General features: G+C 60.8%; 16 protein-coding genes, 1 tRNA gene and 1 pseudogene. 8 read left to right on the forward strand and 10 right to left on the reverse strand.

The features are described 5' to 3' along the window. Positions 1 to 263: 263 nt before the first annotated feature. The 6 genes from IYW40_RS05470 to IYW40_RS05495 all read right to left on the reverse strand — a co-directional run bounded on the left by IYW40_RS05470 (position 264) and on the right by IYW40_RS05495 (position 6,725). Positions 264 to 1,652: a hypothetical protein gene (locus tag IYW40_RS05470; RefSeq protein WP_196399722.1), complete on the reverse strand. Its 1,389-nt coding sequence runs from the start codon at positions 1,650 to 1,652 to the stop codon at positions 264 to 266. Then, entirely contained in the window at positions 1,649 to 3,439 is a 1,791-nt protein-coding gene (locus IYW40_RS05475; RefSeq protein WP_196399723.1) for a carbamoyltransferase C-terminal domain-containing protein, read from the reverse strand. Before IYW40_RS05475 ends, IYW40_RS05470 begins: the two co-directional genes overlap by 4 nt. A 464-nt stretch (positions 3,440 to 3,903) precedes the next feature. Continuing rightward, on the reverse strand, positions 3,904 to 4,086 hold the full coding sequence (locus tag IYW40_RS05480) for a TOBE domain-containing protein (RefSeq protein WP_196399815.1): 183 nt from the start codon (positions 4,084 to 4,086) through the stop codon (positions 3,904 to 3,906). A 115-nt stretch (positions 4,087 to 4,201) separates the two neighbouring features. After that, positions 4,202 to 4,537: a TOBE domain-containing protein gene (locus IYW40_RS05485; RefSeq protein ID WP_246720665.1), complete on the reverse strand. Its 336-nt coding sequence runs from the start codon at positions 4,535 to 4,537 to the stop codon at positions 4,202 to 4,204. 90 nt (positions 4,538 to 4,627) lie between these two features. After that, positions 4,628 to 5,614 carry an AraC family transcriptional regulator gene (locus IYW40_RS05490; RefSeq protein WP_196399724.1) on the reverse strand — a complete coding sequence of 329 codons (987 nt, stop codon included), beginning with the start codon at positions 5,612 to 5,614 and terminating at the stop codon, positions 4,628 to 4,630. Between the two features lie 151 nt (positions 5,615 to 5,765). After that, positions 5,766 to 6,725: an AraC family transcriptional regulator gene (locus IYW40_RS05495; protein WP_196399725.1), complete on the reverse strand. Its 960-nt coding sequence runs from the start codon at positions 6,723 to 6,725 to the stop codon at positions 5,766 to 5,768. 350 nt (positions 6,726 to 7,075) lie between these two features. Between IYW40_RS05495 and IYW40_RS05500 the strand changes: the two genes are divergently transcribed. The 4 genes and pseudogenes from IYW40_RS05500 to IYW40_RS05515 all read left to right on the forward strand — a co-directional run. Then, positions 7,076 to 7,228 (forward strand): hypothetical protein, encoded by a 153-nt coding sequence (locus IYW40_RS05500; protein WP_196399726.1) that lies wholly within the window; start codon positions 7,076 to 7,078, stop codon positions 7,226 to 7,228. 233 nt (positions 7,229 to 7,461) lie between these two features. After that, on the forward strand, positions 7,462 to 10,512 hold the full coding sequence (locus tag IYW40_RS05505) for a hypothetical protein (RefSeq protein WP_196399727.1): 3,051 nt from the start codon (positions 7,462 to 7,464) through the stop codon (positions 10,510 to 10,512). A gap of 53 nt (positions 10,513 to 10,565) precedes the next feature. After that, on the forward strand, positions 10,566 to 11,108 hold the full coding sequence (locus IYW40_RS05510; protein ID WP_348644243.1) for a hypothetical protein: 543 nt from the start codon (positions 10,566 to 10,568) through the stop codon (positions 11,106 to 11,108). 61 nt (positions 11,109 to 11,169) lie between these two features. Beyond that, positions 11,170 to 11,484: pseudogene (locus IYW40_RS05515) on the forward strand (beta-ACP synthase); the annotation flags it as partial. Positions 11,485 to 11,606: 122 nt separating this feature from the next. Here IYW40_RS05515 and IYW40_RS05520 read toward each other — a convergent pair. Further along, entirely contained in the window at positions 11,607 to 12,968 is a 1,362-nt protein-coding gene (locus tag IYW40_RS05520; protein WP_196399728.1) for a tetratricopeptide repeat protein, read from the reverse strand. Between the two features lie 84 nt (positions 12,969 to 13,052). After that, positions 13,053 to 13,490, reverse strand: a complete 438-nt coding sequence (locus IYW40_RS05525) for a hypothetical protein (RefSeq protein WP_196399729.1) — start codon at positions 13,488 to 13,490, stop codon at positions 13,053 to 13,055. A 391-nt stretch (positions 13,491 to 13,881) separates the two neighbouring features. On the opposite strand from IYW40_RS05525, the gene IYW40_RS05530 reads away from it, so the two are divergent. Continuing rightward, positions 13,882 to 15,852 (forward strand): DUF3363 domain-containing protein, encoded by a 1,971-nt coding sequence (locus IYW40_RS05530; protein ID WP_246720666.1) that lies wholly within the window; start codon positions 13,882 to 13,884, stop codon positions 15,850 to 15,852. 11 nt (positions 15,853 to 15,863) lie between these two features. Here IYW40_RS05530 and IYW40_RS05535 read toward each other — a convergent pair whose 3' ends face one another. Then, positions 15,864 to 16,316 carry an integration host factor subunit alpha gene (locus IYW40_RS05535; RefSeq protein WP_348644236.1) on the reverse strand — a complete coding sequence of 151 codons (453 nt, stop codon included), beginning with the start codon at positions 16,314 to 16,316 and terminating at the stop codon, positions 15,864 to 15,866. Between the two features lie 183 nt (positions 16,317 to 16,499). On the opposite strand from IYW40_RS05535, the gene IYW40_RS05540 reads away from it, so the two are divergent. The 3 genes from IYW40_RS05540 (at position 16,500) to IYW40_RS22220 (ending at position 18,497) form a co-directional block, all read left to right on the forward strand. Further along, positions 16,500 to 16,733 carry a hypothetical protein gene (locus IYW40_RS05540; RefSeq protein ID WP_196399823.1) on the forward strand — a complete coding sequence of 78 codons (234 nt, stop codon included), beginning with the start codon at positions 16,500 to 16,502 and terminating at the stop codon, positions 16,731 to 16,733. A 27-nt stretch (positions 16,734 to 16,760) separates the two neighbouring features. Continuing rightward, a complete protein-coding gene (locus IYW40_RS05545) occupies positions 16,761 to 17,927 on the forward strand; it encodes a recombinase family protein (RefSeq protein WP_348644237.1) in 1,167 nt (388 codons plus the stop codon). A 147-nt stretch (positions 17,928 to 18,074) separates the two neighbouring features. After that, positions 18,075 to 18,497 (forward strand): hypothetical protein, encoded by a 423-nt coding sequence (locus IYW40_RS22220; protein ID WP_348644238.1) that lies wholly within the window; start codon positions 18,075 to 18,077, stop codon positions 18,495 to 18,497. Positions 18,498 to 18,585: 88 nt separating this feature from the next. Here IYW40_RS22220 and IYW40_RS05550 read toward each other — a convergent pair. Continuing rightward, positions 18,586 to 18,661 (reverse strand) — tRNA-Lys (locus IYW40_RS05550). Positions 18,662 to 18,708 lie beyond the last annotated feature (47 nt).

The following is an 18,708-nucleotide window of genomic DNA, read 5'->3' on the forward strand; positions in this document are numbered from 1 at the left end:
GAACACGCCCGAAAAGGCCATGGCCTGAAATGACGCTGGGCCATCATTGCATCGCGTATACAAATGGTGACGGCAATTTCGACGGCTCGGGCGTTGTACGTTCGCGAACCGCGATGTCCACCAAATCTCGCCGATGGCCACGAAGGTATTCCGTTGTTCGAGAGAGTTGCAAACGTGTCGCCTCATCAATTAGGCGGCGGATTCGTTCCTCTTCCTCCGCTTTGATCTGAGAGATCGCTGTTCCGTTCATTACAGAAGCCTTTCTAGTTTAGGCCACACAATCCCGCGATGACATTTGCGTAGGCTTTACCTACGATCTCATCGCCGTCAGGGCTGAGGTGAACTGTATCGACAAAAAGATAATCATCTTCCCCATACTTCCGAAATTCTTTGTAAAGGTCAACTTTTACAACATCCAACCTTTCTAACTGAAGAGATGCTCTCTCAAATAATGGCAGCGCCATCCGAGTCACTTCGGTGAAAGGCGTATGGCTCTTGAAGGCTTCTACGTTTGCCGATTCCAGCGGATGCAACCTTCCTTTTCCCGCCCAATTCGGCTGCAATCCCCAAATGAATTTGCCCCCATTCGCTTCAACCATCGCCTCCAACTGACGCTTTCGAGAAAAATACTGTCCCAGAACCGCTGGCGCCGCGCACATCGCTCGGAAGGGTGTTTCCGCCTGAGTTTGCTGCAATTGTGACGTTCCATGAAGGATCTGCGACCAGCCCTCAAGATTATTCTGATACGCGACATTGCCGTCCTTGAGAAGGCGAGGGTCTTGCACCATTCCATAAAGGATATCGTTCCATCCATCATGCCCGACTACGAAATCAGGCTTCAGGTGATAATTAAAAAGCATATATGTAAGTATTGAATTCATCACGACATGACCATGCTGACCGAAATTCAAAACCGTGAACTTAACGTCCGCCCCTGATTCCAAAGCCTTCTTATTCAACGCACATTCGATGACGGCAGGATACATTTGATGAGGGAGCGTATACATGCTGAATCCGGTAGATCCGCCATAGCATAGGACCAACTTATGATTGGCGTCGCGATTCTTGAGGTTTGAAAGGTCGTCGGGCACGCGGAACCCGAATTGATTTAGGGGCCCCATCCCCGGATATCGAAACAAGTAGCCATAAGGGAAGTAATAGAAGCCCCATGCCTCGGGTTTAGAGAGCCTGTTGAAAATATGAGCGTCCATATTCAGCGCGTCTTGATCGTCATATTCGCGCGCAAGCGGCGATAACCGCCCATTCCAGTCTATAATGTAGAAGCGAAGCGAGGACACTTGAGGAGAAGCTACGCTTCGGGAGCGTAAAAAAGGCCATTTCCACTTCGATGATGCGTTTGACGACGGAGTTACGAACGGAGGAACGTAGAATTTTGTCTCATTGCGAGGAATCGTGAACACAATCGCGTCAAATTGATCAGACTTCAGTACGCTCGGGTCTTGTACGGACACATTCGGCAGATAAGTTTCAATCCAGCGCCACGCCTCGCTTGGCGCGATCACACTCAGATATTTGACATTCGCGGTGTGAAATCGGAATCCCTCGGTCACTTGCCTGGAATGCGGGATCGCTATGTCCGCCGGTGGGTCGAAGATAACGGCGGTTCGAGCCTCCGTATCCAGCCGAGTCATATAACAAAATCCTTCGATACGACACGGGAACCGATAACCAGATAGTCCAAGCCACTGTATGAAAATGTACGCAGCGCGTCGCTCGGAGTATCGACGATGGGTTCGCCCTTCAGATTGAAAGACGTGTTCATTAATACTGCCACTCCACTTAATTCCCTAAATGCTTTGAGTAAGCTATAAAAAGCCGGGTTGGACGTGGCGTCAACCACCTGCAACCGTCCGGTTCCATCCGCGTGAGTAATCGCCGGGAGCTTGGATCGAGCGGACGGAAGCACGTGATGAACCGCCAACATGAAATATTCTGGGCTCGTGCGGTCTCGAATCGCGGGGCATTCAAAGTAGTTGTGAACCTCTTCGAGGAGTACGGCGGGCGCGAAGGGGCGGAACGGCTCCCTGAACTTAATGCGCTCGTTGACGATTTTTTTCATGTCCGCTCTTGTCGGGTCCGCAAGGATGCTGCGATTCCCCAGCGCGCGTGGACCCCATTCGGCGTTCCCCTGGAACCACCCAACGACGTTGCCTTCGGCCAACAGTCGCGCAATCTCTAAAGGAAGTTGATCGTGTGCAAATATCCCGCAACATTGAAAGCCAGAATCTGCGATGGCGCGATCGATGTCTTCGTCCAAAGGACAATCTGAGCCCAGATAAGCCGAGGTGAGGGGGGCGGAACGCGGCGTTCCCGCCTCCTGATAATGACGCCACAGGGCCGCGCCGATCGCGCTGCCGGAGTCCCCTGCAGCAGGATGCACATATAGGGAATAGCCCCTTTCGCGTATCAATCGACCGTTTGCGAGAGAATTGAGCGCTACGCCGCCAGCTAAACATACTTCCTTGATGCCTGTTGCTTGAACCGCCGAGTCCACGACGTGAAAAATGACTTCTTCTGTAACCTTCTGAACACTGGCGGCAATGTCCGCATAACGCTTGCTGGTCTCCAAAATTGCGTCCGCCTCATGCACGGCGATTCCCGACGGCAAATCATCAACGACAGTCGCGAAATCTTGTTTTGGGTCTCGAGGCCGCCCCAGCAATTCAACAAGCGCATCGGTAAATGGAAGATCCTTAGGCGTCAGAAACTCGAAATACATAGGCTCGATTGAAAATCCTCCTCCTTCCTCGAGCCGAAACATCGGCCTTAGAAGGTCGTAATAAATAGGCTCTCCAAACGCCCCCATGCCCATTACCTTGTACTCGCCTTCGTTAACTTCGAAACCTAAGAAGGCTGTCAAGGCGCTGTAAAAGAGCCCTATCGAATTTGGCAGAGAAACCGATCCAAGTTTTCGTATCTCGGTTCCGTTTCCTATCCCCCAAGACGTTGTTTCGTACTCTCCGACGCCATCCATGGTGACGATTGTCGCCGCGTCAAAACCGGAACAATAAAACGCCGCGCTCATGTGAGATAGGTGATGATCTACGTACGAAATTTTTTCCCGGCCCACTCCGAGTTCCTCCGATATCCGATCAATAACTTCGAATTTTCGGTATCGGAGCCACGACGATATGGTCTTGTCCAAATACTCGGGGTTGCGTCCCTGAGCTTGCTCGGAACACCACAAGATCCGATCGAACTTAAGCATCGGGACTTCATAATAAGCGATCGCCTGGAGTGAGGACGACGAAATCCCGGCAGATTGCATGCAAAACTCGACCGCATGACGAGGAAAGCTCGAATCGTGCTTTTTTCGTGAGAATCGCTCCTCGATTCCGGCTGCGACAACAACGCCGTCCTTGATCAGCGCGGCCGCAGAGTCATGGAAATCAAATGAAAGTCCTAAAATATAACCCATTGATATCCCCCTCCATTGCTTCGTTTCCTATGAATTTACTCGTCTCAAATGGTTTCTAACAATTTTAACTCGCCTGGTGGATAAAATCTGACAATTGAGTCCTTGGAGGGATTCCTGTCGCTTTTTGCGCGTGCGAGTCTGGGCGATGCGCACGGGAATCTCCATTACGTTGTCGTTGGCCGCAAATGGCGCGCCGATCAGGACAAAGGTGCGAACACCTATCTAATTGAAATAGCGCTTTGATTTTCGGATGGCGGCAAAGACTCTCTGGCGACGCTCGCGCGGTCCTCGCACTCCTTGGGTTTCGCATAATCACAATCCAAATGGTTGCGGGGGCGTGCAACCGCCTCAAATTGCTGTTGCGGGCGCAAATTTAGAATTGCGCTCAATGAAACGTTGTATTCGTGCGAACCTCGCAACAGAAGCAGCTGAGGCAAAGGCGCGGGGTAATTCAAAGGCGGACGTTAAGGGACTACGATCATTACATCGGACGACTTAATCACCGCTTGAACTGAATCCCCAACCTTGAGTCCTAGCTCGTCCACTGATTCATTCGTGATCGACGCCGTGATTATGATGCTGTTGGCTTTGATACGCACGTGAGCCCTCGTCGAGCCTTTCTTGATTTGGATGATCTCGCCGGAAATCTCATTGCGCGCGCGGAGATTTTCGTTTGTTCCTCCTGTTGTCCTATGGCCAAATTCACTTTATTTGGCGTATAGTAGTTAATCGGTCCGTGGTTAATATTCGCTGCATACGCGCTCATTCGACCGCCAGTATCACATTCGACGCATCAAATGTGGCCAACGCGACGTCCCCTTTCTTCAAGCCCATATCTTCAACATCGTGGCGAGGCGTGACCGCAGTCATCGTCTTTTCGAAACCGACGTCGAGCAGAATTTCGCTGTTGCGTTCGGCGTCGATGCGCTGGGTGACCACGCCGCGGAAGCAATTGCGGTGCGACGGCGCGGCGTCCCGGCGGCCGCCAGATTGACGAAGGACGCCTTGATGAGCGCTAGCAGGCTGTTGAAAAAGTCTCTGGTCCTGGGAATCTCGGTGTGATTCACTCCCCTGGCGATGCGGGAGACGATGAATCATGCGGGGCGGGGACGCGCGATCCGGGGGACGCTTTTCAGCTATGTCGATCTTGAGGCGCGCGACGACCCGGAGACGGGCCAGGAAATATCGCTATTTCCAGTCGCCCCTATTCGGTCTTGCTCCCGGCAGGGCTTGCCGTGCCTCGGACGGCGTCATGCCGTAGCGGGCGCGGAACTGCCGGTTGAATGTGGTGATGTCGTTGAACCCGCAGCGATAGGCGAGATCGATGATCTTCAGCGGCGCCCAGACAGGGTTCGTCAGCATCGCAAAGGCCGCCGCCAGCCTTCGCGCATCGATATAGCTCTTGCAGCTCGTTCCTCCGCCGGCGAACAACATGCGCACATAACGATCGGAGACGCCGAGATGCGCTGCGACGGCGCGATCCGAAAGATCGGGATCGAGCACATGCGCGTCGATAAAGTCCTCGGCGGCTTTCAGCCGAGCGGCGCGAAGGCCGCCGTGACGCGCCTGCTCGAGAGCGTCCGCGTTCGCGCCGAGGACCAGGGCCATGAGATCATAGACATGGCTGGCGAAAAGCCGCTGCTCGACCGGATCGGAGAGGGCGTCGCCTCGATCGAAAACGCCGAGATATTGGCGCAGGAGCGAAAGCCCCGGCGTCGCGCCCGGCAGGGAGGGAGCGAAGGCGGAATCCTTGGATTTCAACCGCCGGAAGACTTCCTCGGCGGGAATCGCGATCGACCGGCCATGGACCGGCGCCTCGCATTTGAATGAGGAAGGAAGCTCCAATACGCGCAGACATGCATCTCTCGCGTAAATGGTCGTCTCTGCGCCCCGATAGCCTAACGCCCAACGACCGGCGTCTGGATCGAAACAGAAGCCGATGTTGATGTGATCCGAAAGTGGACCGCCTCCGGCGGAATCGGCAAATACGGCGGAGGCATGCATGACGACCGAATACAAGCCTACCAGCTCCTGACACTCGAAGCGCCAGCAAAAATCATTGTTCGAATAATGCGCCATCTTAACCTTTCCGCCGAGGGAGGAAACGAAATGGCTCGTGCCTTCGACCCGATCTTTTTCGGGCAGGGAATCGCTGGAGAACGTGACTTTACGCATGGCGGGGTCGAGCTTCCTATCCTGGCCTGATTTGCTCGCCGAAAAAAAAGGGCGAAATCTCGACATGCGATGTGAGCGACCGCGCAGTTTCTGAAACGAGGGCTAGCGGAGCGGCGTTGATTTAACAACAGAAGCCACAGGGCAATCGCCGCTACCTGCCTCCGCCGCCTACCCACCTGCCCTCGCGCGCCTCGGACGGCGTCATGCCGTAGCGGGTGCGAAACTGCCGGTTGAAGGTGGTGATGTCGTTGAACCCGCAGCGATAAGCCAGATCGATGATCTTCAATCCCGCCGAGACGGGGTTCGACAGCATCGCATAGGCCTTGGCCAGTCTCTGCCGGTCGATATAGGACTTGCAGCTCATCCCCTCGTCGGAGAACAGAAGGCGCACATAGCGGTCCGAGACGCAGAGATGCGCAGCGACGGTCTGATCCGACAGGTCGGTGTCCAAAAGATGGGCGTCGATATAGTCCTTGGCGACCTTCAGGCGGGCGGCGCGAACACCGCCTCGACGCGCCTGCTCCAACGCGTCCGCATTGGCGCCCAGGACCAGCGCCAGGAGATCGAGGACATGGCTGGCGAACAACCATTGCTCGGCGGGGTTGGAAAGAACGCCGTCGTGTTCTAGGCCGTCTAGATATTGGCGCAAGAGCTGCAGTCCCGGCGTGACGCCGCGCAGCAAGGGAGCGAATGCGCAATCCTTGGTTCTCAACCGCCTGAAGATTTCCTCCGCCGGAAAGGCGACCGCCACGCCTCCGATCGGCATCACGCTCGTATAGACGGCGGGAAGCCCCAACATGCGCAGTCCTGCGTCTCCCGATTGAAGGGTCATGTCGGCGCCTCGGTAACGTAATCCATAGCCGATGCGATTGAATCCGATCGCGATGAAATCGGCGAGCTGGCCCTCTCCGGCGCAGTCGACGAGCATGGAGGAGCCGCGCGCCGCGACCCAATACATGCCCGCGAATGCGCCGCCCTCCAAGCGGAAGTGGAAATCCTCCGAATAGGGCTTGATCGTTGTCTTCCCACCCAGCGCGCTCACGAAATGGCTCGTCGCCTCCAGCCGATCCCTTTCGGGCAGGGAATCGCTCGAGAATGTGAATTTCGACATGGCGCTCCAGCCTCCGTTTCCTGACTTGCCCGAAAGGATGGATCAAGACATCTATCGGAAAAGTGTCCGATCGCACAAGCAAACAGCCACGTCATCGGTTCGTTGAAGCGAGAGCTACAGTAATCCGTTCAGTGATTCTTCAATGTTCGCTGCACAATCGACCCGGCCACTTCCGTTATTGCTCTATCGACTTCCGTTTTCGACTACCGAGGCGTCGCCCCTGAAACGCAGCGTCTTCCCAATGTGACCGACGTTGCTTCCGAGGCCGAAGAGAAAGGGCGAGCCGGACGGCCTATTCCCCTGATGTCACGAGGGATCCTCGCCTAGTCGAAGAGTAAGACGATCCTGAAATGGAATTTTCTCGCGGGGCGTCGTTCGTCGCGTTGGCGCTGGCGCCGGGAAGCGCGCAAGCAGGCACCGGAACGGAGTGTAGCGTGAACGGCACGGCGAACGCGGTCGATCCAGGGGATTCCGCTGTCGGCGCGGCGGCGCTCGGCTCATAAGCGTACGCCACGGCCTATTTCAGCACATCGGTGGGCGAGAGTTCGGCGGCGACAGGGGATTTTTGCTGGTTCCGACTTCGACCGACCATGGGAGAACTGCGCGAGAATACCGAGGCTGTGCTTCCGAGCATGCCCGACACCACTTCCGCCACCGCCGAGAACGCGCGAGCCGATTGACCTACCCCTGGAGACGGAGTGGCGGCTTCTCGCCGGCGCGAAGAGGTAGCGAAATCATGAAAAGACGATTTCTTGTCGGGGCGTCGGTCGTCGCATTGGCGGGGGCGCTCCCGGGGGCCGCTGTGGCCGGCAATGGCACCGAAGTCAGCGTCGACAATACCGCGAACGCGACCCATCAAGCAGATATCGCTGTCGGCAATTCCGCGACGGCGACCGGCGCAAACGACCCGCAACTCGCCGGCTTTTACGATCCGGCGCTGGCGGTGGGAAACGGCGCCGGCGCCAACGGCGAATATGCCGTTGCAGTCGGCGCCAACGCGCAAGCCGCCGGCAACGCGACGACTGCTGTCGGGTCCCAGGCGCGCGCTACTGGCGATTCCGGCACGTCGGTGGGCGAGAACTCGGCGGCGACGGGCGATTTCAGTTCTGCGTTCGGCCAACGCAGCAGCGCGACCGGCACAGGATCGACCGCTTCCGGCTTCACCAGCTTGGCCTCCGGCACGGGGTCGTCCGCATTCGGAGCTGAATCAATCGCGTCAGGACTTATGTCGACCGCCGTTGGCGGCGCTTCTGTCGCTTCGGGACCCATCTCCACCGCCGTCGGGGCTGGCTCGTCGTCGTCGGGCGCATTTTCCACCGCCTATGGTGGAGGCAGCTCCGCTTCGGGCGACACTTCGACCGCCGTCGGCGTCAGCGCGGAGGCGTCAGGCCTATCGTCGACGGCCGTCGGCGAATTGGCCGCCGCTTCGGGCGCGAGCGCGTCAGCGTTCGGCTCGCACAGCGCCGCATCGGGCGATGCTTCGCTCGCCGCGGGCCTCAATGCGCAGGCTAGCGGGACGTCTGCGGTCGCGCTGGGTGACAGCGCCCAGGCGACGCAGGTCGGCTCGATCGCGATCGGCGAGCGTACGGTTTCCACGGACACCGGTTCCGCCGCGCTGGGCAGCGGCTCCCAGGCGACGGGCGTCAGGTCTTCCGCGTTCGGCTCCGACGCCGCTGCTTTGGGCGCGGCGTCGACTGCCGTCGGCGCCCTCAGCGGGGCCTCGGGTATCGGGGCCGCCGCTTTTGGCACACTAAGCACTGCGACGGGAGATGGGGCGACGGCCTCGGGCCTCCGTTCCGTCGCGTCGGGACTGAGGTCTTCCGCTTATGGCGCCCAGGCTCAGGCGACGGGGGGCAACTCCTCGGCTTTCGGCTACCTCGCCGCCGCCACCGGCCCCTCCTCGACCGCCTCGGGCGTGAGTTCAGTCGCGTCGGGATCGAGTTCTTCCGCATATGGCTCCCTGGCGCAGGCGACGGGGGACAGCTCCTCGGCCACCGGCAACCTTTCGTTCGCGTCGGGAATCGGCTCTTCCGCTTATGGCGCCGAGGCTCAGGCGACGGGGGGCCTATCCTCGGCTTTCGGTGCCGACGCCGCCGCCACCGGCGACGTCTCGACCGCCTCGGGCTTCAGTTCCGTCGCGTCGGGAGTAAGGTCTTCCGCTTATGGCGCCGACGCTCAGGCGACGGGGGTCAACTCCTCAGCGTTCGGCAACGGCGCCGCCGCCGCCGGCACAACGTCCTCGGCTTTCGGCAACCTCGCCATCGCGTCAGGCGGCACGTCGACCGCTGTCGGCAGCGCCTCCACGGCTTCGGGGTCAATCTCCACCGCCGTCGGGGCTGGAGCGTCGGCGTCGGGCCTATATTCCAGCGCCTATGGTGGAGGCAGCTCCGCTTCGGGCGACAATTCGACTGCCATCGGCGCCAGCGCGCAGGCGTCCGGCCAATCGTCGGCGGCCGTCGGCGACTTGGCCGCCGCTTCGGGCGCGAGCGCGTCAGCGTTCGGCTCGCACAGCTCTGCTTCGGTCGCGAGCGCGTCAGCGTTCGGCTCGGACAGCGTTGCTTCGGGCGCGCGCGCGTCAGCGTTCGGCTCGACCAGCGTTGCGTCGGGCGATTCCGCGCTCGCCGCTGGCGTCAATGCGCAGGCTACCGGGGCGGCTGCGGTCGCGCTGGGTGGCAGCGCCCAGGCGACGCAGGTCGGCTCGATCGCGATCGGCGAGCGTACGATTTCCACGGACACCGGTTCCGCCGCGCTGGGCAGCGGCGCCCAGGCGACGGGCGTCAGGTCTTCCGCGTTCGGCTCCAACGCCGGCGCTTTGGGCTCGGGATCGACTGCCGTCGGCGCCCTCAGCGGGGCTTCGGGCATCGGGGCCGTCGCTTTTGGCGCACTAAGCGCTGCGACGGGAGATGGGGCGACAGCCTCGGGCCTCCGTTCCATCGCGACGGGCTCGAGATCTTCCGCTTATGGCGCCGAGGCGCGGGCGACCGGGACGTCTGCGGTCGCGCTGGGTGACGCCGCCGAAGCGACCCAGGCCGGCGCGATCGCAATCGGCCAGAACGCCGCTTCGACGGGCGTCGACGCGATCGCCATCGGCCACGGCGCGGTCGCGACCGGCTCGGTCGCGGTGGGCGTCGGCGCGCAGGCCTCGAACGGCGGCGCGGCGTTCGGCGATTTCGCTGTCGCAACCGGAACGCAATCCGCCGCCTTCGGCCCGAACAGCGTTGCTTTGGGCGCGCAGTCGACCGCCGTCGGCTCGGGCGCCTCGACCGCCGGTTTCGCGGGGGCGACCGCGATCGGCGCCGGGGCCGTCAATACGGCCGCCAGTCAGATTATGCTGGGCACGGCTTCGACCACTTACGCCATGCCGGGCCTCACATCGGCCGCGAGCGCCGCCGCGCAGAGCGGGCCCACGCAGTTCGTCTCCACCGACTCGCAGGGCAATCTCGCCGGCTCCGCTTACGGACCCAACGACATCGCCGCATTGAGCGGGGCGGTCGCCGGCCTCCAGGGCAATGTCCTGGGCCTTTCGCAGAGCGTCCGCTCCTTGAAGTCGCAAGTCCACCGCGCCTACGAGGGCACGGCGGTCGCGATCGCGATGGCGCCCGGCGCTTTGCCGAGCGACAAGAAGTTTCAGGTCAGCGCCCACTGGGGCGGCTTCCGGGGGCAGAACGCCTTCGGCGGAAACGCCCAGCTCCGCCTGAACGAGTATCTCGTGGTGGACGGCGGCGTGGGCGTAGGCTTCAATCACGGCGGCGTCGGCGGCAGAGCGGGCATGTCTCTCGCGTGGTGAACGAAGTGAAACTGGCGTCCAAGACTCTAGCGCTCGCGGCCGTGCTGGCCGCGATTTGCGTTCCGGCGAGCGCGCAGCAGCAACAGCAACAGAAGCAGCAGGCGCCCAAGCCGGCGAACATCGACCGCAACGGCGTTCTGATCCTGATCCGTTCGTCCCTGCTCGCGCTCGACCAGGCGAACAAGACCGGCAACTACACGGTGCTGCGCGATCTCGGCGCGCCGGGATTTCAGGGCAACACCGCGGCGCGACTGGCCGAGCTCTTCGCGGGACTGCGTCGCGACAAGCTCGATCTATCGGGCGTCGCCGCGCTCGATCCGCAGCTCACTCTTCTGCCGCAGATCGAAGCGAGCGGCCTGATGCACATGACCGGCTTCTTTCCCTCCGTTCCCTCGCAGCTCAGGTTCGACCTCGCCTATGCGCCCGTGGACGGACAATGGCGCCTGTTCGGCATTTCCGTGGGAGTGGATCAGTCCGCGCCGAAGGCCCCCGCTCCGCCCGCAGCGGCGGCGCTCGCCAAGCCTCAGGGGACCCCGCAGAAATTTCAAAAACCGCCGGCACCGAATTCGAAGGATTCGAGCGCAGACAAGCATTAGGGGCGTTTCACCTCCCCCTCGAGGGGGGAGGTCGAGCGCCGGAGGCGATCGGGAGGGTGTGACAGGCACCTACGCCAACGACATCACCGAGTCGGAAGCTATCCTGCCGGTGTTCGGCGAGCGCGGGCGGCATCTTCCGGTGTCCTCGACCAAGCCGATCCACGGCCATGCGCTCGGCGCGAGCGGCGGGCTGGAGCTCGCCGTGACCATCGCCGCGCTGCGCGAGCAGATCGTTCCGCCGGCCATCAACTTCCGTTCGCCGGACCCCAAATGCCCGGTCGACCCCGTGCCGAACGAGGCGCGCCGGATCGGCGTTCGCGCAGCGATGTCCAACTCCTTTGCCTTCGGCGGCATCAATGCGGTGCTGGTGGTGCGGGGGGTGACCCGCCGAGATCAGATCAGGCGCAGAACTCGAGGTCTTCGTCATGCCCGCGCTTGTCGCGGGCATCCACGCCAGGACGCCCCAAACCCCAGAGAGCGGGCTTAACCACGCCATTCTCATTCCTGCAATGTCTCGGGATCGGCGGACAGACCGCGTAGCGCTGCAAGTCGCACTTCGAGCTCGCGTTTGAGCTGATAGTCGGGATAGCCGAAGGATTTGTCGCGCTTGGCGATGAAGCTGCGCTGCTCCTTCCGTAAGCGCACGACGCCTTTGCGATCCAACCTGGCGAGCGCCGCCTTGTAAGCGTCGTTAATTTGGCGATCGAGCCGGGTGAGGTCCGGATCAGAGCAGATCGCCTTCTCGACCGCGCTGGCGGTCGGCCCGCAAGCGAAAGGCGGACGCATCCGTTGCGAAACCGAATCGCGTCGGTCGCGCCCCTTGCGGACGGCCGCGAGGTTTTCCGCCGCGGTGTCGAAGCGCGGATTGATGCGCAGCGCCTCCTCATAGTCGGCGATCGCGCGGTCGAGATCGCCCTTCTTGCGAAAGGCGGCGCCGCGGTTGTTGTAGGCGTGGTAAAAGCCAGGATTCAGCTTGAGCGCGCGGTCATAGTCGGCAATGGCGCGGTCGAGATCGCCCTTCGACTGGTAGGAGTTGCCACGATTGGTCAGGAATTTCGCCTGCGGATCGATACGAATCGCTTCATTGTAGTCGCTTATGGCGCGTTCGAAATCGCCATTTTCCGCATAGGACAGGCCGCGATTGTCGAAATATTCAGGCACGGTCGGATCGAGCTTGATCGCCTCGCTTTCATCGGCGATGGCCTGCTCGTTGCGACCAAGCTTTTTGTATGCCGCGCCACGGTTGGAATAGGCGCGGCCGCTGCGGGGATCGAGCTTGATCGCTTCGTCATAGTCCGTGATCGCGCGCGCATAGTCCTTCTTGAAATAATACGCGGCGCCACGATCCCGATATGCGAGGCTGAGTTTCGGATCGAGCCGCAGCGCTTCATTATAGTCTTCGATTGCGCGGTCATATTGGCCATTTTCGTTGAACACGTTGCCGCGGTAGTCGAAGGCTTTCGCGTCCTTGGGATCGAGCCGCGCCGCCTCGTTTGCGTCGGCGAGCGCCCGGTCGAGGTCGCCTCCGGAACGATGGGCGTTGGAGCGTTCGCGAAAAGCTTTGGCGTTCTTCGGATCGAGCGCAATGGCGCGATCGAGATCGGCAAAAGCTTGCTTCATTTTGTGAGCGCACCAGTTTGCCGCTCCACGATTGACCAAGGCGCCCGCGAGTTCTTTGGGCGCATTATCTGCGGCCTTGATCAACAAGTTGCAGGCCTCGATGCGTTGTGAGACCGAGAACGCGCTGTCGTCGCCGGCCGCGCAGATATCGGAGTTGGCATTCGCTTGCGCATTGGCAGGCGACGCGATGAATGCGGCAAGCAGATAGAAGCCGACGAGCGATGAAACGCGTTGGCGCATAGCAATTTTCTCCAACAAGACGGATGCGGCCGGAGCGCCACTACTTCTTTTCGATGGCAACTGGATTGCCGAGCGCAGGCTGCCCTAGAAGTCGAGCCCCAGCAAATAGATAAGGCTACCACTGCACGGCTCGGCAGGCTGTGCGGAAACGCACCCCACTGTTCGGGCTGAGACAGATGTGAGCGCTCGCCCGCGCTCCGCCGTGCTGCCCGCCAATCCGCTCCAGTTCAGCGCTTCGACATGCATCGCCCAGAACGCTTGAACGGCGATCGAGCGCTTCGATTTGCATAGCGGAGATGGCCCTCGACGGCGGCGCTGGCGACGCTGTTCGCGCAGAAGTTCCGCAGCTTTTTTCGCGGCTTCCGCGCCTTCAAGCTGCTTCAGCCAGCGATCGAAAGTCGCCTTGTTGAGCCGATGATCGCGACAATATTTGGTGCGCGAAAGGCCGCTTCGGCGCCACGCTTCAATATGCGTCGACCAGTAAGAGCGCCATGCCGTGTTCTGGAATCGTTTCGAGACCACCGGAGATCCTCCCATGTGCGAGAGAACCCGATATGTCGCGAAATTGCACTCCCAAGAGAACGTGCAGAGTTCGGACGCTTACCAGAAATTCGGCGCGCCTGAAGGTGAAGGCAAGATTAAAGCAATCGTGCCGCTTGCGTGTATGCTTTTGTCTGCACATTGTTATTTCCATGTAGAGCGATTTCTCGCAGTGCGGCTCTCTTCGCAATTCGTTTCTTTTTCAACGCCATGATGCGAGCTGCGCGGATTTGAGCTTGTTTTGACGCAGCGCCGGCGCATGCTCTTGCGCATGACCGACGACGACTCTTCCGACCTTCGACTCCGCGCCGGAAAAATCCGTGATCGAGGCGGTTCGCCATCGCGGCGACCGCGTTCGTTTGTCGCGCAAGTGATGAAGGCCGTGACGAAGGCGAAGGGCGTGGGGATCGGGTCTGCGCCGACGCGCAGCGGTCGCTCCCATCGGCGACGCGATGGCGTTTCGGGTCGGCCCCGGAAAGGGAGATGTTGCCGCATCGGTCGGGGACAGGCGGCGGCCGACCGGCTGAAGCTCGCGGCTGAGGGGCGCGGGCGGGGCGAGCGGATGCGCCGCGTCGTGGTGAAGGCGCGAATCGTGAAGTTGAGACTGGGCTCCAAGGGAGCCGATGCGCATCTGCGCTACTTGCCGCGCGACGGGACTGACCGGGAAGGAGAGAAAGGGAGACTTTACGGATCGGAGACCGACGCAGCGGATGGCCGTGCGTTTCTGGAGCGGGGACGCGAGGACCGACATCAGTTTCGATTCATCGTCGCGCCCGAGGATGGCGACCGGCTTTCCGACCTTCGCGCCTTCACGCGCGATGTGATGAAACAGATGGAGGATGACCTCGGCACGAAGCTCGACTGGGTCGCGGTCGACCACTTCAACACCGGCCATCCACATAGCCATGTCGTCGTCCGGGGCAAGGATGAGACAGGAAACGATTTGATCATCGCCCAGGACTACATCACCGATGGCGTCAGGCTTCGCGCCCAGGACCTGGCGACGCTCGAATTGGGACCGGAGACCGACCTTGAATTGCGATCAAAGCTCACCGCGGAAATCTCCGCCGAGCGCTTCACCCGGATCGATCGGGCGATGCTCGCCGAGGCCGGCGACGGTAACCTCGACCTTCGACCCGAGACGGGCCAAGTCCGTGCCGATTTCGATCGAACGCTGCGCATCGGCAGATTGCAGAGGCTGGCGCGCTACGGCCTCGCCGCGGAGAGCGAGCCGGGCGTGTGGAAACTATACGGCCAGCTGGAGCCGACGCTACGGGAACTCGGGGAGCGCGGCGACATCGTCAAGGCGATCAATCGGGCGCTGAAGGCGCGCGGCGAAGAGCGCGCGCTGGAGAGCTATTCGCTTCACGGCGAGGAGGCCAAAACCCGGATCGTCGGTCGGGTGATCGACAAGCGTCTGACCGACGAACTTGGCGAGCGGCTCAGCCTCGTCGTCGACGGCGTCGATGGGCGGGTTCATCATGTCGCGCTCGGCTCCGAGGCGATGGCCAATACCGCCAAGGAAGCGTCCATTGGATCGATCGTGGAGATCGCCCCTGCGCCAGCGGGGCCGCGACCTGCCGACCGCAACATCGCTCAGCTCGCGGGCGCCTCTGGCGAGTATCGCCCGAGCGTCCACCGCATCATCGCCGAGATTGGCCGGGTCCGCGTTCCCGGCGGCGACTTTGACGCCTATGTCGAGAGCCATGTCCGCAGGTTGGAGGCCCTGCGCCGGGCGGGGATCGTTGAGCGCATCGACGCCGACCATTGGCGTCTCCCGGCCGACTTCGAGGCGCGCGCCGCAGACTATGACGCCCAGCGGCGCGGATGGGTGACGCTGCGCGTTCTTTCCAATCTCGACCTCGAAACCCAGATCGACGCCAACGGCGCCACCTGGCTCGACCGGGAGATGACGTCGTCCAATCGCGCACCAATCGTGCGCGCCGGATTTGGCGCCGAGGTCGACCGTGCGATGAAACAGCGCAGAGAGACGCTCGTCGAAATGGGTCATGCCAGGCGCACGCCGGATCATGTCATCCGCGCGCCGGGAGACCTGGTCAGTCGACTGGAGCAGAGCGAGGTCGAGCGCGTCGGCAAATCCATGGCGGCGGACAAGCAAACGCCTTTCAAAATGAGGGCAGAAGGCGAGCGCGTCTCGGGCGTCTTCACCGGCACGACCAGTCTCGTTTCCGGCAAATACGCGATCATCGAGAACGCCTACGAGTTCACGCTCGTCCCCTGGCGGCCGGTCATGGACGAGCGCCTCGGACGCCAGATCAGCGGCGTCGTCCGAGAGTCAGGAATCTCATGGGACTTTACCCGGGTGCGGGGGATTGGAATTTGAGCGATCGTTGCTCAGTCGAGAAGGCAGTCGGCGGATTCTTGATTTATTCGCGTGAGAAGCGCCGGCGACGGGCGAAAGGTCACGACCCTGCGAGCGCTAATCACCGCCTCCACCCCGGTCTTGGGGTTGCGCCCGGTGCGCTTTCGCTTGGCGCGGAGGTTGAACGTTCCAAAATTGCGCAGCTTGACCGGTTCGCCGCGAACAAGCGCGTCGGCCAGCTCATCGAAGGTCTCATTGAAAATCTTTCGAGCCTCGGCGCGGGACAGCGTCGGGCAACAATTATAAATCGCCGCTCGCAAGTCGTGTCGCGTGAACGTTCGTCCTTTTTCGCTTTTCTTCGGCATACGAACGCCGGCAGTTGATCCAAACCTTGCGCGCTCGCCTCCAAAAAAGCTCATGGCCACACTCCACTGCGATGATTTTGCAGAAAATCTACGATTATTCGCTCGTTTTCGGCCGCGCAACTTGCGAAAACCCGACCTTTGCAGCCTGCAACGCGCGCGTTCCCAGCCGCCATGACGGCGCAACTAAGATCGAAACTCCGCTGTCATTGGTGGGTGTTTCCATTTCTCCTCCAAACTGCGCTTCGCGCTGTGTCGAAGAGTTGGGCCGTTCAATTGGCGACGATCCGCCGCCATGGTTTCGGAATGGCTCATCCTCGTCACGCGCATCAACAAGTTTCCGCCGGCCGGAACGCAAATGGCGATGGCGTTCGCGGACTGAGGCGGTATGATTCAGCTTCGAGAACGATCAACCCCGCTAACGAAATCGCCGTCGCCGACGATTGGCCCGAAGACATTCCCGTCACCGCGGCCGAAGTCGATGTGTTGGAGATGTTTCTCGGCGACATGCTCGACGCCTTTATCCGACCGCGTCATTGAGCTTTCGATTGAGGCTGGAGGCTCCACATGACCGACCCTCTCCGCGCCGCTCTCTATCTGCGGGTTTCAACCACGCGACAGGCGGAGGTTGATCTTTCCATTCCTGACCAGCATGCGCAGACGAGCGCATACTGCACCCGCCATGGCTGGCGAGTGGTGGCCAAATATCTCGAACCAGGCGCCTCAGCCATGGATGACAACCGGCCGGAGTTCCAGCGCATGATAGAGCGCGCCTGCGACGACGATCACCCGATCGATGCGATCGTCGTTCACTCCTTTTCGCGCTTTTTCCGCGACGCGTTCGGCCTGGAGATGTATGTCCGCAAGCTCGCCAAGCATGGCGTGCGGCTTGTCTCCATTACACAAGAGCTTGGCGACGATCCGGCGCAGGTGATGATGCGGCAGGTCATTGCGTTGTTCGACGAGTATCAGAGCCGCGAGAACGGCAAACATGTGCTCCGCGCCATGAAGGAGAACGCGCGTCAGGGCTTCTACAATGGCTCGCGCTTGCCGCTCGGGTATGCGCTGAGCGAGGTCGACAAACGCGGCCATCGCACCAAGAAGAAGCTCGTCATCGATCCTGTCGAGGCCGAGACGGTGCGGCTGGTCTACCGCGTCTATCTCGAAGGGGATGGCAGCAAAGGCCCGATGGGCGTCAAGGAGGTGACCAAGGCGCTGAATGCTAAAGGACTACGAACTCGGCTTGGCGCACGTTTCGGCGTCGCTTCGGTCCACAAGATATTGACGAACCCCGTCTATACGGGGCGTTGGCGCTTCAATCAGCGCGAAGCCAAGACCGGTAGAGCCAAACCCGCGAATGAAATCATCGAAGTTGCTGTACCTGCGATCATCGAACTGTCTGTTTTCGACAGGGCTCAGGCGAGCTTGAAAGCGCGTGATCCCCGCATCCTGCCGCCGCGCGTCGTCACGGGGCCGATCCTGCTCACGGGCCTGGCGCATTGCGCAACTTGCGGCGGCGCAATGACGTTGCGCACCGGAACGTCAAAATCCGGCAAAGTGCACCGCTACTATTCCTGCTCCACAGCTGCCCGGGTGGGAAAGACGGGCTGCAAGGGCCGATCCATCGCCATGGACCGGCTCGACGATCTTGTCACAACCCATCTCGCCGACCGGCTGCTCGGCCCAAACCGTTTGGCGGGCCTTCTGACGTCGCTGACCGAAAAGCGGGCATAGAGCGACGCCGAAGTCCAGGAGCGGGCGCGCGTCCTGCAACAGGAGATCGCGCAGGCCGACGACAAGCTGCGCCGGCTCTACAAACTGGTCGAGGATGGCCTCACGGACATCGACGAGACGCTGGCGGACCGGCTCGCTGCCCTCAAATTGGAACGCGAGCGCGCCAAGGCCGCATTGGAGCGCATCAAGGTTCAGCTTGCGCCTCAGATCACGTTGGAGCCGGATCAAGTCGAGCGCTTCGGCGCTTTCATGCGCGAGCACATAACCACCGGCGACACCACGTTCCGAAAGGCCTATCTGCGTTCGATCGTCGACGCCGTCGAGGTCGACGACAAAGTCATCCGCATTCACGGCTCAAAGGCCAGTCTGGAACAGGCCGTCATTGCCGGAGAACAAATCGGCAAGGGTGTTCGCAGTTATATACGCAAATGGCGCGCCCATGGGGATTCGAACCCTGAAGCAGTGACATTGTCCGATTCGGATCGAAGCAACAGACCGTGCAAGCTATGCGGCGTGATCAGAGTCGCGAAAAATGAAGTTTCCGCGCATTCGTGCGGCGAGAATCAATAAATCACGAACGCGGTCTGACTGGTGGTCGCCATTTGATCACCAAACCCCTTTTTTAAACCGATCGATAACAGTAATTATTGGATTTATTTGGTGAGCGCGGTGGGGCTCGAACCCACGACCCCCTGATTAAAAGTCAGGTGCTCTACCGACTGAGCTACGCGCTCGCTCCAGAGGCGGCGGGCGGCGCCGCCGAAGTCGACTGAGCGGGTCG

It is taken from the genome of Methylocystis sp. H4A, from assembly GCF_015709545.1.
Lineage (GTDB): Bacteria > Pseudomonadota > Alphaproteobacteria > Rhizobiales > Beijerinckiaceae > Methylocystis > Methylocystis silviterrae.